This is a genomic window from Variovorax sp. KK3, from assembly GCF_001984055.1.
Lineage (GTDB): Bacteria > Pseudomonadota > Gammaproteobacteria > Burkholderiales > Burkholderiaceae_C > Variovorax.
The window spans coordinates 1-18,075 of sequence record NZ_LYVO01000081.1 but is presented as its reverse complement, the minus strand read 5'-3'; the positions used below and the strand labels follow the sequence as shown (position 1 = coordinate 18,075).

The 18,075-nt window shown below is 66.8% G+C and carries 14 protein-coding genes and 1 pseudogene; 11 read left to right on the top strand and 4 right to left on the bottom strand.

The genetic code is table 11. From position 1 onward, the window contains the following. Positions 1 to 4 precede the first annotated feature (4 nt). Together B0W80_RS28195 and rsmA are read left to right on the top strand one after the other, a co-directional pair. Positions 5 to 1,417, top strand: a complete 1,413-nt coding sequence (locus tag B0W80_RS28195; RefSeq protein WP_077002465.1) for a peptidylprolyl isomerase — start codon at positions 5 to 7, stop codon at positions 1,415 to 1,417. 31 nt (positions 1,418 to 1,448) lie between these two features. Further along, positions 1,449 to 2,222 (top strand): 16S rRNA (adenine(1518)-N(6)/adenine(1519)-N(6))-dimethyltransferase RsmA, encoded by a 774-nt coding sequence (gene rsmA, locus B0W80_RS28190; protein ID WP_077002464.1) that lies wholly within the window; start codon positions 1,449 to 1,451, stop codon positions 2,220 to 2,222. A 234-nt stretch (positions 2,223 to 2,456) separates the two neighbouring features. Here rsmA and B0W80_RS28185 read toward each other — a convergent pair whose 3' ends face one another. The 3 genes from B0W80_RS28185 to B0W80_RS28175 all read right to left on the bottom strand — a co-directional run bounded on the left by B0W80_RS28185 (position 2,457) and on the right by B0W80_RS28175 (position 5,873). Further along, a complete protein-coding gene (locus tag B0W80_RS28185; protein ID WP_256856704.1) occupies positions 2,457 to 2,891 on the bottom strand; it encodes a barstar family protein in 435 nt (144 codons plus the stop codon). Between the two features lie 47 nt (positions 2,892 to 2,938). Next, positions 2,939 to 3,352: a ribonuclease domain-containing protein gene (locus B0W80_RS28180; protein ID WP_077002463.1), complete on the bottom strand. Its 414-nt coding sequence runs from the start codon at positions 3,350 to 3,352 to the stop codon at positions 2,939 to 2,941. A 181-nt stretch (positions 3,353 to 3,533) separates the two neighbouring features. Beyond that, positions 3,534 to 5,873, bottom strand: a complete 2,340-nt coding sequence (locus B0W80_RS28175; protein ID WP_077002462.1) for an NADP-dependent malic enzyme — start codon at positions 5,871 to 5,873, stop codon at positions 3,534 to 3,536. Between the two features lie 160 nt (positions 5,874 to 6,033). Here B0W80_RS28175 and B0W80_RS28170 point away from each other — a divergent pair, with 160 nt between their 5' ends. The 7 genes from B0W80_RS28170 (at position 6,034) to B0W80_RS28140 (ending at position 13,092) form a co-directional block, all read left to right on the top strand. Continuing rightward, positions 6,034 to 7,089, top strand: a complete 1,056-nt coding sequence (locus tag B0W80_RS28170; protein WP_077002479.1) for an SPFH domain-containing protein — start codon at positions 6,034 to 6,036, stop codon at positions 7,087 to 7,089. 76 nt (positions 7,090 to 7,165) lie between these two features. After that, on the top strand, positions 7,166 to 8,647 hold the full coding sequence (locus B0W80_RS28165; protein ID WP_077002461.1) for a DUF4178 domain-containing protein: 1,482 nt from the start codon (positions 7,166 to 7,168) through the stop codon (positions 8,645 to 8,647). 21 nt (positions 8,648 to 8,668) lie between these two features. After that, positions 8,669 to 8,890: a DUF350 domain-containing protein gene (locus B0W80_RS28160; protein WP_077002460.1), complete on the top strand. Its 222-nt coding sequence runs from the start codon at positions 8,669 to 8,671 to the stop codon at positions 8,888 to 8,890. 16 nt (positions 8,891 to 8,906) lie between these two features. Beyond that, positions 8,907 to 10,466, top strand: a complete 1,560-nt coding sequence (locus tag B0W80_RS28155; protein ID WP_077002459.1) for a polyamine aminopropyltransferase — start codon at positions 8,907 to 8,909, stop codon at positions 10,464 to 10,466. A gap of 3 nt (positions 10,467 to 10,469) precedes the next feature. Further along, the gene (locus B0W80_RS28150; protein ID WP_077002458.1) at positions 10,470 to 12,044 is read left to right on the top strand and encodes an FAD-dependent oxidoreductase; all 1,575 of its coding nucleotides are present in this window, start codon (positions 10,470 to 10,472) and stop codon (positions 12,042 to 12,044) included. 83 nt (positions 12,045 to 12,127) lie between these two features. Further along, positions 12,128 to 12,496 (top strand): hypothetical protein, encoded by a 369-nt coding sequence (locus B0W80_RS28145; RefSeq protein WP_077002457.1) that lies wholly within the window; start codon positions 12,128 to 12,130, stop codon positions 12,494 to 12,496. Continuing rightward, complete coding sequence (locus B0W80_RS28140) at positions 12,496 to 13,092, top strand: zeta toxin family protein (protein ID WP_077002456.1); 597 nt, start codon at positions 12,496 to 12,498, stop codon at positions 13,090 to 13,092. The genes B0W80_RS28145 and B0W80_RS28140 overlap by 1 nt, the downstream gene beginning before the upstream one ends. Before the next feature lie 29 nt (positions 13,093 to 13,121). On the opposite strand, the gene B0W80_RS28135 is transcribed toward B0W80_RS28140, so the two are convergent. Continuing rightward, entirely contained in the window at positions 13,122 to 14,507 is a 1,386-nt protein-coding gene (locus B0W80_RS28135; RefSeq protein ID WP_077002455.1) for an aminopeptidase P N-terminal domain-containing protein, read from the bottom strand. A gap of 175 nt (positions 14,508 to 14,682) precedes the next feature. Here B0W80_RS28135 and B0W80_RS28130 point away from each other — a divergent pair, with 175 nt between their 5' ends. Continuing rightward, entirely contained in the window at positions 14,683 to 16,692 is a 2,010-nt protein-coding gene (locus B0W80_RS28130) for a hypothetical protein (RefSeq protein WP_077002454.1), read from the top strand. A 462-nt stretch (positions 16,693 to 17,154) separates the two neighbouring features. Further along, positions 17,155 to 18,075 (top strand): annotated as a pseudogene (locus B0W80_RS35730) (hypothetical protein); the annotation flags it as partial.

The following is an 18,075-nucleotide window of genomic DNA, read 5'->3' as shown; positions in this document are numbered from 1 at the left end:
TGCCATGAACCACATCCGCTCCATCCTCACTCTGGCGTGCCTTGCAACGCTGGCCGCGGCGGCCGGTGCTCAGGGCCTCGGCACGCGTCCCGGCACGGGCATCACGGACATCATGCGCGCCGGCCCGCGCCTCGCGCCGCCGGCCGCGCCGCGTGCCGCCCCGGCGCAGAGCGCACCGCCGGTGCAGCGCGCGGCCGAGTTCATCGTGGCCCTCGTCAACTCGGAGCCCATCACCAACACCGAGGTGCAGTCGCGGGTCGACCGCCTGCTCAAGGAGAACCCCGATGCGCAGCGCGTGCCGCGCGCGGAACTCACGCGCCTGGTGCTCGAGCGGCTCATCGCCGAGCGCACGCAACTGCAGGCAGCCAAGGAAGTCGGCATCAAGGTCGACGACGTCGCGATCGACCAGGCTGAGCAGACCGTGGCACGGCAGAACCAGATCAGCCTGACCGAGCTGCGAAGCCGCGTCGCGGCAGAGGGCATCTCTGCGCAGGCATTCCGCAACGACCTGCGCGACCAGCTCCTGATGACGCGGGTGCGCGACCGCGAGGTCGAGAACAAGGTCAAGATCAGCGACGTCGAGGTCGACCAGTTCATGCGCGAGCAGCGCAGCGGCGCGACCACCGCGGTGTCGCCCGACATCAACCTCGCCCAGGTGCTCGTGGCGGTGCCGGAAAGCGCCACCGAGGCCCAGATCGCCACGCTGCAGCAGCGCGCCCAGGGCGTGGCCCAGCGCGCCCGTGCAGGCGAAGATTTCGCCAAGCTCGCACAGGAGCTGTCCGACTCGCCCGATCGTGGCAACGGCGGTGTCCTGGGCATGCGCAGCGCCGACCGCTATCCCAGCCTGTTCGTCGAGGCCACGCAGTCGACCGCGGTCAACGGCATCGCCGGGCCGATCCGATCGGGCGCGGGCTTTCACGTGTTGAAGGTGCTGGCCAAGAGCCAGCCGGGCGCGTCCGACGCGGTTGTCACGCAGACGCACGTGCGGCACATCCTGCTGCGCAACGATTCGAAGCGCACGACGGCCCAGTCCGTGGCGCAACTGGCCGACTTCAAGGACCGCGTCCAGAAGGGCGCCGCCGATTTCGCCGTGCTGGCGCGCGACAACTCCCAGGATGCCAGCGCGAAGGATGGCGGCGAGCTCGGCTGGTCGCGACCAGGCCAATTCGTGCCCGAGTTCGAAGAGGCGATGAATCGGCTGGCGCCCGGACAGGTCAGCGACCCGATCGTGTCCCGTTTCGGCGTCCACCTCATCCAGGTGCTGGAGCGGCGCGACAACAAGCTGAGCCAGGCCGAGCAGCGCGAGGCGGCACGCGGCGCGCTGCGCGAGAAGAAGCTCGAGGAGGCGTACGAAACCTGGGCGCAGGAGCTGCGCGCACGGGCCTACGTCGAATATCGCGAAGCACCGCAGTCCTGATGGCGATGTCGAGGCGCTGCGGCGGCGGTCGGTGAAGCACGTTGCCCGCAAGCGCTTCGGCCAGCACTTCCTGTCCGACGCCGGAATCATCGATTCGATCGTGCGCGAGATCGCGCCGCGGCCGGGTGATGCGATGGTCGAGATCGGCCCAGGTCTTGCCGCGCTTACCCAGCCACTGGTCGAACGGCTGGGTCGGCTCACCGTGATCGAGCTGGACCGCGACCTTGCGCAACACCTGCGTGGGCATGGGCAGCTGGACGTGATCGAGTCCGATGTGTTGAAGGTCGATTTCGCTGCGCTCGCCGGCCAGTTGGTGGTGCCGCCTGCCACGGCGCTGCGCGTCGTGGGCAACCTGCCCTACAACATCTCCACGCCGATCCTGTTTCACCTGCTCGACTTCGCCCACCTGGTGGCGGATCAGCACTTCATGCTGCAGAAGGAAGTCATCGACCGGATGGTCGCCCCGCCGGCCAGCTCGGCCTACGGCCGGCTGAGCGTAATGCTGCAATGGCGCTACACGATGGAGAACGTGCTGTTCGTACCGCCCGAAAGCTTCGATCCGCCGCCACGGGTGGACAGCGCCGTGGTGCGCATGGTGCCGCTGGCCGAGCCGCCGGCCGTCGACGCGGCGCGGCTCGGAGAAATCGTCCAGGTTGCCTTCAGCCAGCGCCGCAAGCTGCTGCGCCATACGCTCGGCCGGTGGTTGGAGCAGCAAGGCTTTGGCGGACAGTTCGACATCCAGCGGCGGGCCGAGGAAGTGCCGGTCGCCGAATATGTCGCGCTCGCCCAGGCAGCGCGGGCGTAAAAAAGCCCGTCAGTGGACGGGCTTTTTTTGTGATAAGCAGTTATGCCGCAGCGAGCCAGTAGCCCGCGTTGAAGGGGCTGCTCATGCGCAACGCCAGGGGCGACACGTCCGTCAACTTGTCGGTCGGCATCTTCTCTGCCGAAGGATCGCTGGTTTGAAGTTCGATGCCCGAGACCGGCTCTGAACCGTTAGCCTCGTTCGCCCGTTCTGCTTGGCTGGTGGATGCAGAACGGGCTACAGAAAAGAATAGAAGCACCTGAACGGAATTTTCCGGTCGCCCCAGTAGTCGGCGGCGTCGCGGAAGATGTCGAGCAACTGCTCGCGCGCTTCCTTGTCGAATTTGGCATTGGCCGGAATCTGCTCCAGCACGATGACGAAACCAGGCTGCGGGCCCGATTTATGCAAGGGATCGGTCATGCAGTCGTACAGCGCATCGAAGTTCTTGCCGAAGTGCTGCGGGAACATGAATTGCTGGGCGATCAGGTCCAGCACGTCTTGCTTGGTCTGCGCATTGCCGAGATTGGCGTAGAGAAAATGCTGGTTGGTCGCATGCGCCGCTTCCTGCAGATCGTTCACGCGAAACGCGCGAATCGACTGCACGATGTTGGGTCGCACGCCCCGAAGTGTGGGGGTCATCTCCGCTGGTCTTTCCATGGTTGTCGTCGTCATCATTAGCTCAGGGCGCCTGGGTGCGCCGTTCCAATCCAGTTCATCGGTCATGGCACGATTCGCCTGAAACTCGCGTAGTGGTCTGCCGTATACCAGCAGGCCGAGGGCGTTATGCGCTCGCCTCCGCAGACGATGCGCCGAGCGCCCCGGTCGCGCGATCCGGGTGTCTCGACCGTGTACTCTCGGTAATGGCCTCGGCGCTCTTGCGGCAGCAGGCGTTCGCGGTTGCCGAACACCGAGCCGTCCTTTTCGTACCGAAATGGGCCACCCTTCAAAATGGCCCCGTACGTTCGCTGGCCCTGTATCGGCAATTCGGTCAACGTAATCGATTCCTCCGCCGGTTTCCCGGGGCGGCTGCCGAACCATTCACGAGCTTCGACTCCGGAGGAAAGACCCACAAGCAACATGCTAGTGAGCGCAAACTTGGAGGCCGAGGAAATGATCGAGGCGTAAGCCGCCATGGGGCACCAGAAGGAAAGGAGCGAGGGCCGAATTGGGGGTCAACCTCCGGGTTAACCCGCAAATTCAAGGCCGCAAGTGTGCCTGACGGGCGCACAAATAGCAAGCGCCTGCTCAATCTTTGGGCAGGCGCCGGGCCTCGGGAGGACAAAGAAAAGTTAGCGACTACTGTCGCCTGAAGCCTCAGCGTTCGGCGTTGGCGTCAGCCACGGTTAAGGCTGTCATGTTCACGATGCGGCGGACGGTGGCGCTCGCCGTGAGGATGTGCACCGGTTTGGCCGCGCCGAGCAGCACCGGACCGATTGCGATGTTGCCGCCTGCCGCGGTCTTCAGCAGGTTGTAGGAAATGTTGGCCGCGTCGATGTTCGGGAATACCAGCAGATTGGCATTGCCGGCGAGCGCGCTGTGGGGCATGACGGCAGCCCGCTGCTTGCCGTCCAAAGCAACGTCCCCGTGCATTTCACCGTCGACTTCGAGCCAGGGCGCTTGTTCGCGCAGCAGGCAAAGGACTTGGCGCATCTTGAGGGCGCTGGGATGCTCGCTGGTGCCGAAATTCGAATGGGACAGCAGCGCCGCCTTCGGCTTGATGCCGAAGCGCATCATCTCCTCGGCGGCCATGGTGGTGATCTCGGTCAGCTCCTCGGCGGTGGGGTCGTAGTTCACGTGGGTGTCGACCAGGAACACCTGCCGATCGGGCAGCAGGAGTCCGTTCATGCAGGCGTAGATCGGCACGTCTTGCGGCGTGCTCGCGCAACCGCCGGCGCGCTTGCCGATCACCTGGTCGATATAGCGCAGGTGCAGCGCCGTCGTCCCCCAGGTGCCGCAGATCAGCCCGTCGACGTCGCCCTTGTGCAGCAGCATCGCGCCGATGAGGGTCAGGCGCCGCCGCATCTCGATCTTGGCGACCTGCACCGTGATGCCCTTGCGCTCGGTCATGCGGTGGTAGGTCTGCCAGAAGTCGCGGTAGCGATGATCGAACTCGGTGTTGACCACGTCGTAGTCGACTTCTTCCCGGAGCCTGAGCCCGAACTTCTCGATGCGCTGCGCAATGACGGCAGGCCGTCCGATCAGCGTCGGCCTGGCGACACCTTCGTCGACCACGATCTGCGCCGCGCGGAGCACGCGCTCTTCTTCGCCTTCGCTGTAGGCGACCCGCTTCTTCGGCGCACGCTTGGCCGCGTCGAAGATCGGCTTCATGGTGGTGCCCGACGCATAGACGAAGCTCTGCAGCTTGTCGCGGTAGGCGTCCAGATCGGCGATGGGGCGCACCGCGACGCCGCTCTCGGCGGCCGCCTTGGCGACCGCGGGCGCGATCTTCATCATGAGCCGCGGGTCGAATGGCTTCGGAATCAGGTACTCGGGCCCGAAGCTGAGCTGCTCGCCCACGTAGGCGGCGGCCACCCGCTCGCTCTGCTCGGCTTGCGCCAGCTCGGCGATCGCATGCACGGCCGCGACTTCCATCTCATCGGTGATGGTGGTCGCGCCGCAGTCGAGCGCGCCGCGGAAGATGTACGGGAAGCACAGGACGTTGTTGACCTGGTTCGGATAGTCCGTGCGGCCGGTGGCCATGACGACATCGTCGCGCACCGCCTTCGCGTCCTCGGGCGTGATTTCAGGATTGGGGTTCGCCAGTGCGAAGATCACCGGCCTGGCCGCCATCTTGGCCACCATCGCGGGCTTGAGCACGCCGCCGGCCGAAAGACCCAGGAACACGTCGGCGCCCTCGATCACCTCGCCGAGGGAGCGCGCCTCGGTCTTCTGCATGAATTGGCGCTTGTCGTCGTCCATCAACTCGGTCCGGCCTTCGTAGACCACGCCGGCCAGGTCGGTCACGAACACGTTCTCGCGCTTCAGCCCCACCTTGAGCAGCAGGTTCAGACAGGCCAGTGCCGCGGCGCCGGCGCCCGACGTGACCAGCTTGACCTCGGCGATGTTCTTGCCCACCACCTTCAACCCATTGAGCATGGCCGCAGCCACCGTGATCGCGGTGCCGTGCTGGTCGTCGTGGAAGACGGGGATCTTCATGCGCTTGCGCAACTCGCGCTCGACGTAGAAGCAGTCCGGCGCCTTGATGTCTTCGAGATTGATCGCGCCGAAGGTGGGCTCGAGCGCAGCGATGACTTCGACCAGCCTGGCCGGGTCCTTCTCGTCGATCTCGATGTCGAAGACGTCGACGCCGGCGAATTTCTTGAACAGGACGCCCTTGCCTTCCATCACCGGCTTGGACGCCAATGGGCCGATGTCGCCGAGCCCCAGCACGGCGGTTCCGTTGCTGATCACGGCCACCAGATTGCCGCGTGCGGTGTACTTGAAGGCGTTGACCGGGTCCTTGACGATTTCTTCGCACGGCGCGGCGACCCCTGGCGAATAAGCCAGCGCCAGGTCGCGCTGGTTGAGCATCTGCTTCGTGGCCGCGATGGCGATCTTGCCCGGGATCGGAAGCTCGTGGTACTCGAGTGCCGCCCGGCGCAGTTCGGCGCGCTTGTCTTCGGGCGTGGGGATCGGGGAAGTCAGATCGGACATGTGCCTTGGCTCCGTGCAACGCTTCTTGTAGGGGGCGCCGATTGTAGACCTCGCGCTTTCTCGCTTTCTGTGACGGCGGCTTGTCACGCGCCCAAATTGCATGCCGGTCCGTGGGTCGATGTGGCAATATGGCCGACCCAAAAACGGACGAGGAGTGATCGTGGCGCTCATGGATTTCATCAAGAAGCAGTTCATCGACATCATTCAGTGGACAGAGACCGGGGATGGCACCCTGGCCTGGCGCTTCCCGATGGCCGAGATGGAAATCCAGAACGGCGCCTCGCTCACGGTGCGCGAGTCGCAGGTCGCGGTCTTCGTCAACGAGGGCAAGGTGGCCGACGTGTTCGGCCCGGGCATGTACAAGCTCACCACGCAGACGCTGCCCGTACTCACCTACCTGAAGAACTGGGACAAGCTCTTCGAGTCCCCCTTCAAGAGCGACGTCTACTTCTTCAGTACGCGGCAGCAGGTCGACCAGAAATGGGGCACGCCCCAGCCGATCACGATCCGCGACAAGGACTTCGGCGCCGTTCGCCTGCGCGCCTTCGGCAACTACAGCTTCCGCATCGGCGACGCCAAGCTGTTCCACACTGAAATCTCGGGCACGCGCGACATCTATTCCGTGGCCGATCTCGACGGTCAGCTGCGCGGCCTGGTGCTGCAGAACATCAGCAACGCCATCGCTTCGAGCGGCGTGCCCTTCCTGGACCTCGCGGCCAACCAGATCCAGTTCGCGCAGGCCCTCGCCGCGCAGCTGGTGCCGGAGTTCGCCAAGATCGGCATCCAGCTCGAGACCATCACCGTCCAGAACGTCTCGCTGCCCGAAGAGCTGCAGAAGATCCTCGACCAGAAGATCGGCATGGGCATGGTCGGCAACGACATGGGCAAGTTCATGCAATACCAGACGGCGCAGGCGATCCCGAAGTTCGCCGAAGGATCGGGCCAGGGCGGTGGCATCGCCGGCGACGCGATGGGCCTGGGCGCAGGCGTGGCGCTCGGCCAGGTGCTCGCGCAAAACCTCCAGCAGGGCCTCAATCCGAACAACCCTGCCGCATCGGCCGCTGCCAGCGCGCAGCAGTCGCCGGCCGTGGCCGTGGTCAACCCGGCCGACGTGATGACCACGCTCGAAAAGCTCGGCGAGCTCAAGGCCAAGGGCATCCTCACGCTAGAGGAATTCGACGCCAAGAAGGCGGAACTGCTGAAGAAGCTGGTCTGAGCGCCATTCGCTTTGCCTGAGCCTGTCGGCGCCCGGTCGACAAGCTCGGGGCGAGCGAACCTCTGCCGTCCCCTTCGTGGCCACCGACACTTCCCAGCAGCGCAGTTACCGCGCCCCCTGCCCCGGCTGCGGCGCGCCGGTCGAATTTCGCTCCGCGCAGTCCACCCACGCCGTCTGCGCTTATTGCCAGAGCACCGTCGTGCGCCAGGGCGACGCGCTCGCGCGCATCGGCAAGATGGCGGAGCTGTTCGACGACTTCAGCCCGCTGCAGCTCTTCGCCAGCGGGCGCATCCGGGACCAGCCCTTCACGCTCGTCGGCCGTCTCCAGTACAGCTACGACGGCGGCCGCTGGACCGAGTGGATCGCCGCGCTCGACGGCGAACGCACCGGCGTCCTGAGCGAGGACAACGGGGCCTTCGTCTTTGCGGTGCCGCACACGCTGCAGCGCGAGGTGCCGCATCCTTCGGAGCTGCGCGTCGGCGCCACCACGGCCTTCAACGGCCAGAACTACACGGTCGCCTCGAACGAGCAGGTCCGGCTGGTCTCGGCGCAGGGCGAACTGCCGCGGCTGCCCGAACTCGGCGCGCCGTTCGCGGTGGTCGAACTGCGCAGCGATACCGGGCTGGTGCTCAGCCTGGACTACGACACGCACCCGCCCGGCGCCTACCTTGGCCGCGCGGTGCAGCTCGAAGACCTGCAGCTGACCGGCCTGCGCGACGAATCGGCCAAGGAAGAAAAGGGCCGCAGCTTCAACTGCCCCAACTGCGGCGCGCCGGTCACGGTCAACTTCGCCGAAAGCAAGAGCGTCACCTGCCGCGCCTGCAACAGCATCATCGACCTGACGCAGGGCATCGGCGGCGAGCTGCGCCATGCCGAGCAGGACGAGCCGGTGCAGCCGCTGATTCCGATCGGCACCACCGGGCAGTTGCAGGGCGCCGATTGGCAGGTGGTCGGCTTCCAGCACCGCATGGGCGTGGCGCCGGGCGACGACGAGCATTTCGGCTGGAACGAGTACCTGCTCTACAACAAGAAGCGCGGCTTCAACTTCCTGGTCGATGCCGAAGATGGCTGGAGCCTGGTCAAGCCCACCACCGGCGCGCCGACCATGGCCGAAAGCGGGAGTACCGCCAAGTACCTGGGCAAGACTTACCAGCAGCAGTACGCGTACAACGCCGAGACCACCTACGTGGCCGGCGAGTTCTACTGGCAGGTCGAGCGCGGCCAGAAGACCTTCAACCGCGACTTCGCGAGCGGGACTTCGTTGCTGTCGATGGAGCGCTCGGCACGCGAACTCACCTGGTCGTCAGGCAGCAGGATCGACAGCGCCGCGGTGGCGGCGGCCTTCAAGCTCGACCGCAAGAAGGACATGTTCAAGCGCAGCGACGCGATGCCGGTGAGCGCAGCCGGCAAGCTTGGCTGCGGCACCATCATCCTGATCGTGGTGATCATCATCATCCTGCTGATCATCCTGAGCACCTGTACCAGCAGCTCGGGCAGTGGCTCGCGCGGCTCCAGCGGGTCGTATGGCGGCTACTCCAGCGGTGGCGGCCACAAATGACGTTTTTATCCGGAGGTTCTCATGTTGGGAATTGAATGGCTGAGGCCCGCGGCTTTCCTGGGCTCGATCCTGTACGCGATCATCGGCGTGCTGGTGTTCTGGATCACCTTCCTGATCATCGACAAGCTCACGCCCTACGACCTATGGCAAGAGATCGTCGAGAAGCAGAACGTGGCGCTCGGCGTGGTGGTGGCGGCGATGAGCCTGGGCATCAGCATCATCGTCGCCGCAGCGATCCATTGACCCTGCGCCAGAGCCGATGAGCGAGGCAGCCTCGGGCCATCCGCCCACGACGGCGCCGCGCGGCCCGCAGCCGGTCGAGATCGCGCTGCTGGCCAGCGTGTTCGTTGTCGCGGCCTGTGGACTCGTGTACGAACTCAGCGCGGCGGCGCTCAGCTCCTATCTGCTGGGTGACTCGGTGCTGCAGTTCAGCACCATCATCGGCACCTACCTGTTCGCGATGGGCGTGGGCTCCTGGCTCTCGCGCTACTTCGATCGCCAACTGCCGGCGCACTTCCTGCGCATCGAGCTGCTGGTGGCGCTGGTCGGTGGTGCGCTGCCGGCGGTGCTCTTCATCGCCAACGCTTATGTTCCCGGCGCGTTCCGGCTGTTGCTCTACGGGCTGGTGCTGGTGGTCGGCACTCTGGTGGGCCTGGAGATCCCGCTGGTCATGCGCATCCTGCGTCGGGACGTGCTGCTCAAGGACCTCGTTTCGCAGGTGCTGACATTCGACTACCTGGGCGCGCTCGCGGTGTCGATCGCTTTTCCGCTGCTCCTGGTGCCGCAGCTCGGCATGATCCGAACCGGCCTGCTGTTCGGGTTCATGAACGCGGCGGTCGCGCTCTGGGCGCTGTGGCTGTTCCGGCACGAACTGCGGCGAGTCGGCGCGCACGCCCTGGCCTGCCTGTTGACACTCGGCGTGCTGGGCGCCGCCTTCGCCTTCTCCGAGCACATCACCACCCTGGCCGAAGACAAGTTCTACCAAGACCGCATCGTCTTCAGCGAGAGCTCGCCCTACCAGCGCATCGTGGTCACGCGCGGTGGCGCCGGGCACCGCCTCTTCCTCAACGGCAACCTGCAGTTCGCGGAGCGCGACGAGTACCGCTACCACGAAGCCCTGGTGCATCCGGCCATGGCGGCGCAGGGCGCGCCGAAGAAGGTGGCCGTGCTCGGCGGAGGCGACGGCATGGCGGTGCGCGAAGTCCTGAAATATCCGTCGGTCGACAGCATCACGCTGGTCGAGCTCGACCCGAACATGACACGGCTCTTCAGCACGCACGAGACGCTCGCGGCACTCAACGGCGGCGCGCTCAAGTCGCCGAAGGTGCACGTCGTCAACACCGATGCGTTTCGCTGGCTGCAGGAGCCGGGCGAGATGTTCGACGTCATCGTGGTCGACTTTCCCGATCCCACCAACTTCGCGATCGGCAAGCTCTATACCAACTCGTTCTACGCTTTGCTCGACAAGCGGCTTGCGGCCGGCGGCTACGCTGTGATCCAGACCACCTCGCCGTTGATCGCCCGCAAGAGCTTCTGGACCGTGGTCGAAACCGTCGAATCGGTCGGCCTGCGCGCGGCGCCGTATCACGCGCACGTGCCGAGCTTCGGCGAGTGGGGCTTCATCATTGCCGGGCGCCGGCCCTATCGGCTGCCGGACGCCCTGCCCGAGGGCTTGCGCTTCCTGTCGCTGCCGGCCGTCCCGCAGCTCTTCGAGTTTCCGCGCGACATGGCGCGTGTGCCGGCGGAGGTGAATCGCCTCTCCAATCAAACCCTGGTCACCACCTACGAGCAGGAGTGGGGCAAGGTCGCAGGGCACTGACCGATGAAGCGCCGCGAATTTTTGGGCGCCGCGGCCGGTGCCGCCATGACGCTGCCGGGCTGCGACGCCAGGAACCCGATCGAGGGCGGCTTCTCGGGCGTCGACGTGGCGCGCGGCCATGCGATGCGCGACTCGACCTCGAATCGCGCCCAGTCCCCTGCCGTCGTGCGCCGCGCCCGCGTCGTCATCGCGGGCGGCGGCGTGGCCGGGCTGGCCGCAGCCCGCGCATTGAGGCTCGCCGGCATCGACGACTTCGTGCTGCTCGAGCTCGAGGACCAGGCCGGTGGAAACAGCCGTGGCGGCCAGGTGGCCGGCATTGCCTGCCCGCTCGGCGCGCACTATCTGCCGGTGCCCGGCGATGAGGCGCGCGAGGTACAGGATCTGCTCGAGGAACTCGGCCTGCGGCGCCGCGTGGCGGGCCGATGGCAATACGATGAGCAACATCTTTGCCACAGCCCGCAGGAGCGGCTGTTCTTTCAGGGCGCCTGGCAGGACGGCCTGCTGCCCGTGCAAGGCGTGCCCGAGCGCACGCTGGCGCAGTACCGGCGCTTCTCGCATCGGGTGGATGCCTTGCGCGCAGAAGCGCGCTTCGCGATCCCCACCCTGCGCGCCGCACTCTCGCCGCAGTTGCTGGCGCTCGACGCCCTTCCCTTCGCGACCTGGCTCGATCGCGAAGGCTTCGACGACCCGCATCTGCGCTGGTACCTTGGCTACTGTTGCCGTGACGACTACGGCGCCGGCCCGAGCCAGGTATCGGCCTGGGCCGGCCTTCATTACTTCGCAAGCCGGCACGGCTTTCACGCGCCCGGCGACGACAACGCCGAGCGCGATGCGGTGTTGACCTGGCCAGAAGGCAACGGATGGCTCACGCAGCGCCTGGCGGCGCCGTTGGGCGAGCGGCTCAAGACCGGCCATGCCGTGCTGCGCATCGCCGAGACCCGCGCCGGCGTCGAGGTCGACGCCCTCGACGTCGGCGCCCGGACGCGCGTGCGCTGGCAGGCCGAACGCTGCATCGTTGCCCTGCCGGTGTTCCTGGCCGCACGGGTGGTCGACGGCCCGCCCACATGGCTGGTCGATGCGGCTGCCGGCCTGCGCCATGCGCCCTGGCTGGTGGCCAACGTGCACGTGCGAGAGCCGCTCGCCGACCGGTCCGGCGCGGCGCCGAGTTGGGACAACGTGGTCTACGGCACGCGCGGGCTCGGTTATGTGGACGCCCGCCATCAGGCGCTGGACCCCACGCCGCGCGCGACGGTGCTGAGCTGGTATCGCCCGCTGGGCCCCAGTGCCTACGACGGCCCGGACGAAAGGCGCCGGTTGCTCGAACGTCCGTGGAGCGCTTGGCGCGACGACTTGCTGGCGGAGCTATCGCTGCCCCACCCCGATCTGCCGGCGCTCGCCACGCGCATCGACATCACCCGTTACGGTCATGCGATGGCCATCCCGGCGCCGGGCGTGCTCGCTCGCCTCGGTGCACGCGAGCGCATCACTGCCGGCCGCCTGGCGTTCGCGCATGCCGACTGGTCGGGCTATTCGATCTTCGAGGAAGCGTTCACGCGCGGCCATTTGGCAGCAACATGATCAGCCTGGGGGTGCTGCCCGCGCCCGTGCCATTGACCGGGTTTTGCAGACTGGCGCAAAATGCGCCAATCAGGAGCCTCCGCATGTCCACCCCTTCTCCTTTTGCCTCCGTCAAGCTGCCCGCTGCTTTGGTCGACAAGGCGCGAGATGCCGCTCAGTCCATGCGACGCTCGGTGGCCAGCCAGATCGAATACTGGGCCACGCTCGGCCGCGCCCTCGAACAGACCGGCCTTTCCGCGCAGGACAGCCAAGCCCTGATCGCCCGCGAGGAAGGCGGACGCCACACCGTCGGCGCCGCAGTGCAGCCACCCCTCTCCCCCGAACTCGATGCCCTGCACGGCCACGTGCTCGCTCTGGCCCAGTCCGGCGCGCTGGCCGAGCGCGCCAAGGCGGCCGTCGCCGAAAACCGAGCCCAGGCGCCCGCCCGTCCGCGTAGCCGCCGCGCGGCCTGATGCCGGTCCTGCACCTGATCGCAGGCCCCAACGGCGCCGGCAAGTCGACGCTCTACCGCTACCTGATCCAACCGCGCTACCCGCAGCTGCCTTTCGTCAACGCCGACTTGCACGAGCGTGACCAGCTCGGCCATGTGCGCCATGCCGTCCGCCGCTCCGAGGCGGCACGGGCCTGGGCCGACGCCGAACGCCGCGAGCACCTCGAGGCCGGCCGCTCTTTCGTGAGCGAAACAGTGTTTTCACACCCTTCCAAGCTGACGCTTCTCGCCGACGCGCGGGCGCGGGGCTTCGAGGTGGCGCTGTACGTCGTGTGCCTCGACGATGCGCGCCGCCTGCTCGACCGCGTGCAGCAGCGCGTGCACGAAGGCGGCCATGACGTGCCGGCCGACAAGATCTTGGCGCGCTACCCGCGCACGCTCGACAACCTGCGCCTGGCCGTGCGCGAGGTGCAGCTCGCCATGCTGTTCGACGCGGCCGAGGTCGAAGCCGGCGGGCCGCACCTGGTGGCCTCCGTCGTCGCGGGCCAGATACGGCCGCATGGCGCCTGGATGCCGGCCTGGGTGCACAAGGTGCTGGGCTCGCCGGTCGCCGTTTAGAGGCGGGCCGGGCGCCGCCGGCGCGCCGCTCAGCCTCGCATCAGCGCTTCGATTTCGTCGGCCTTGACCGGCACGCCGCGTGAAATCAGCTCGCAACCCGCCTCGGTGACGATCGCGTCGTCCTCGATGCGGATGCCGATGTCATGGAACTCGGCTGGCACGCCCTCGGCCGCCCGCACGTAGATGCCGGGCTCGATGGTCAGCACCATGCCGGGCTTCAGGATGCGGCTCGGTCGGTTCTTGATCAGTTCGTTGGACAGCGGATCGCGCCGCTCGCTCACCTCGTCGGCCTGGCTCGGCTCGACGTAACTGCCGCAATCGTGGACATCCATTCCCAGCCAGTGGCCGGTGCGATGCATATAGAAAGGGAAGTAAGCGCGCTTCTCGATCACGTCGTCCAGGGTGCCGACCTTGTCGGCGTCGAGCAGGCCCAGGTCGAGCATGCCTTGCGACAGCACCTTCACCGTGGCCTCGTGTGGGTCGTTGAAGCGAGCGCCTGCTCGCGTCGCAGCCACCGCCGCGTCTTGACTCGCGAGAACCAGGTCGTACAGCGCGCGCTGTGGGCCGGTGAACGCGCCGTTGGCCGGAAAGGTGCGCGTGATGTCGCTGGCGTAGCCGTCGAGCTCGCAACCGGCATCGATCAGCACCAGGTCGCCGCCCCGCACCGGCGCCACGTCGGCGCGGTAGTGCAGCACGCAGGCGTTGGCGCCCGCCGCCACGATCGAGTTGTAAGCCGGGTACTGGGAGCCGCCCATGCGGAATTCGTGCAGCAGCTCTGCGTCGAGGTGGTACTCGCGCACGTCCCGGCCCTCGCGCAGCATGCGGGCCGACAGCTGCATGGCACGGACGTGGGCACGGGCACTGATCTGCGCGGCCCGGCGCATGGTGTCCTGCTCGTGGGCGTCCTTGACCAGCCGCATTTCGTCCAGCGGACCGCAGAGATCGCGCTGCTCTTCGGGGCACAGCGCGCCGTACCGCACCCGCGCCCGCACCGCCGACAACCAACCGTCCACACGAGATTCCAGCCCCTTGTGCGTCGCGAAGGGGTACCAGACCGTCTTTCTGTTCTCGAGCAGCTTCGGCAGGCGCGCGTCGAGTTCCTCGATCGAATACGCCTCGTCGACGCCGAGCGCCGCCGGCGCGGCCTCCGGGCCCAGCCGGTAGCCGTCCCAGATTTCCCGCTCCCGATCCTTGGGCGCGCAGAACAGCGTGGCACGGCCCTCGCTGCTCAGCACCAGCCAGGCATTCGGCTCCGTGAAGCCCGTCAGGTAATAGAAATAGCTGTCGTGGCGGAAGAGGAAATCGCTGTCCCGATTGCGCGAGCGCTCCGGCGCCGTCGGGATGATGGCGACAGCGTCGTCGCCCAAATACGAGGACAGAGCCTTGCGGCGTAGGGCTTGATGATTTGCGGTCATATCGTGACTATGCAATACGTTTGTAACACCTGCCCTGGAGAGTGGACACACACCAGGAAAAGATTTGCAAGAAGGATTGCCCTGTAGGAGAACACCCCGTACAAATGCGCATCTTGTCAAAATTGGAGGCTTTTTTGTGAATTTTTCATATAAAGGTGCGCTTCTGCTGACTGTCGTGGCGAGCGCGCTTGTCGCGGGTTGCGGAGGAGGAGGCGGTGGTGGTGGTGGCGGCGGCGGTTTCGCCGCGCTGGGCGCTGCAGCGACGGGTACCGGAACGGGCACAGGCACAGGCACCGGCACCGCGACCGGTACGGGAACAGGCACGGGTACCGGCACCGGATCCGGCACCCAGGCACCTTCGACCCCCACCCCCGACGTCGTCGACAGCGCCGGTACGCCGGCCGCCGCGAACTACCGCGCGATCGCTTCCCAATACGCGAAGCCGGCAGGCATCGAATACCGCTACGGCACCGCGGGCACCGCCAGCGATTCCGGCGTTCCGACGCTGGCCGAGCGCGCGGACCAGACCATGAGCTACCACGCCGGCACCTGGCAAGTGGGTGGTCCGGTCACGGCCGACGCTGGCCTGTACTCGACCAACCAGGCGCACATCGGCTTCGTCGCCGACGATCCGAACGCCCGCGTGGGCGTGGGCGACTTGCAGATCACGGCCATCGACCACAACACTTTCGCCCAGAAGCCGCAACTGCCCTGGCAGAACGCAGCAGCGTGGGACGGCAGCGCCGGTCGCAACAACTACAACGTCACCACGTACAAGGCGGCCGGGCTGGCCAGCGGCGACCCGGTGGCGGTGGCCCGCTGCGGCGGCCGCACCGGCTTCTGCGCGACCTCGCTGGTGGCGTTCTCCAACGGCCTGATCGGCACGGCCGGCTCGAACACGGCGAACAACCGCGCCACGGTCAAGCTGCCTGCCAACAAGGTGCCGACCGGCATCGCCATCACCAACACCAGCGAATACGCGCTGGTGACGGTGTGGGACACCTCGACGCTCAAGGGCCAGGTGGCGGTGATTTCGCTGGCCGGCCTGTGCAACAACTGCGATCCCTTCAATTCCAACGGCGGCAACGCCACGGGCATCCGCAACACCAACTACGACCGCTGGTACGACTGGTGGCATGAGTGGATGGGCGTCTACCCGGGCCTGCCGAACATGGGCAACACGGCCTTCATGAAGATCTTGGGCTACGTCGATCTGCCCGGCATCACGGCACCGACGGAAATCGCGGTCACCACCGGCTTCGACCAGTTCCAGACCTCGCTGCCGGAACGTGCCGGCGAGTTCATGGGCCAGACCAGTTCGCCGCTGACCGACGCCGCCAAGCGTGCGACCTTCGCCGCCGGTGGCGCCAACGCCAACCGCTATGCCAAGGCCGGCGTGGCTGTCGTGATCTCCAAGTCCGAGAAGAAGGCTGCCTTCATCGACCTGAAGCCGCTGTTCACCTACGTCAACGGCGTCTACTTCGGCGGCGGCGCGACCGAGTTCACCAACCTGGGACAGGCCGACAACCAGTGGCCCTACACCTTTGCGAACAAGCCGCAGCAGACGCCCACCGTGCTTTCCACGGTGACGCTGGACGACCGGCCGACCGCCGTGCGCACCACCATCTTCGGCCCGAACCACCGTGCGTGGATCGCGACCGAAGGCGGCTCGCTGCGCATCTACGGCCTGGGCAACGTGCCGGCCGGCACGACCGCCGGCGACGTCGTCGAGAAGAGCCGTGTCGTGATCGGCAAGAACCCGACCTCGCTGGCCATCTCGAAGATCGACCCGGACAACCGTTCGATCGAGCCGCTGAACCAGCAGGTTCTGGTGGCGTCGCGCGGTGACCGCAAGATCCAGTGGGTGCGTTTCGCCTCCAATGGCGACACCGGCACGGTGGTCCGCGAATTCCGCGATACCCGCATGGCCGACCCGATCGCCGTGGAAGACGCCGACAACTTCGCCAGCGACAACATGACGCTGAGCGTGGCCGACTACAACGGCAAGAAGATCTCGAACTACCGCTACGGTGCGGTGGTGTTCGCCAGTCGCGGCGCGCAATGGTCCTGCCAGCCTCCCTCGGGATGCGGGGTACAGGCCACCAACGGCGTGAACGTCGAGTTCGGCGGCAGCTATGCCGTTGAAGGCAAGCCCTTCAACATCAGGACGGCCAACGTGCCCTGATCTGCTGCCATCTTTCGTTAACTAGGAACGACGGGGCCCGCCGGCGGCGGGCCTTTTCTTGACGCTGCCAGCCGGGATGCCTTCCCCGGAAAGATGCAGCGCGCTCGGGAACATGGGCCGATTTGCGTTGCATTCGTTAGGAATCACAACGTTAGTAACACGCCCCTGGGGACGCCGGATACACAGAGGAAAAGAAGTGCAAGTTCGATTGCCCCTGAAGGGGCATGCCCGTACAAACCCCAACTTCACTAAATTGGAGGGATTTTCTTGAAAGTCATGGATAAAAGCGCGCTTCTGCTATTTGTAGCAGCAGGTGCACTCGCCGGCTGCGGCGGCGGTAGCGGAAGCAATGGTGGCGGTTTCGCCGCGACTTCCGCTGGCGTCGACACGGCAGCTGCCACTTCCACCACGACGACCGCTGCTGCGTCGTCGACCGAAACCGTCGCGTCGGCCAAAGAGGCCGTGTCGCTCGACAAGGCGCTCGACGCGAGCTGGACCAAGGTCGCCAACGAAGACCAGCGCTTCAGTCTGGCGGCGTCCACAGTCGTCCAATACGGCGCCAACACCACCTTCGCCAGCAAGACGTTGTCGGGCACCCAGACCTGCAACAACGCCACCTTCGGCGATCCCCTTCCGTACACGGCCAAGGGCTGCTACGTGCAAGCCGGCGCGCCCGCCCCGGCGCCGGTACCCGCTCCCGCGCCGGCCCCCGCACCTGCGCCCACGCCTGCCCCGAGCCCGGCACCTGCTCCCGCACCGGTAGCGGGCGCAAGGCTGGCCAGCGAAGGCGCGTCCTTCACCGTCGCGTCGGCGACGCAGGTTCGCTACGGCGTCAACAACTCGTGGATCACGAAGACCGTGACCGGCACGGCCCAGTGCACGAACGCCTACTTCGGCAACGATCCGGCGCCTTTCGTCGCCAAGGCCTGCTTCGCCGTCAGCGCTGCGCCGGCTCCGTCGCCTGCGCCGGCTCCCTCGCCCGCACCGGCACCTTCTCCGGCGCCGTCCCCGGCTCCGTCGCCGGCGCCCTCGCCTGCACCTTCCCCGGCGCCGTCGCCTGCTCCGGCTCCCTCGCCGGCACCGGCGCCCGCTCCGATCTCCGGTGACGTCGTCGACAGCTCCGGCCGTGTGGATGCAGCAGCGTACCGCGCCATGGCACCCCGCCTGGCCAAGGCCGAGGGCATCACCTACCGCTACGGTAGCGCCCCCTCGGTCAACAACAGCGGCATTCCGACGCTGTACAAGCGCGGCGACCAGACCATGAGCTACCACGCCGGCACCTGGCAAGTGGGCGGCCCGGTCCTGGCCGATGCCGGCCTCTACTCGACCAACCACGCGCACGTGGGCTTCGTCGCAGACGACGTCAACGCACGCATGGGCGTC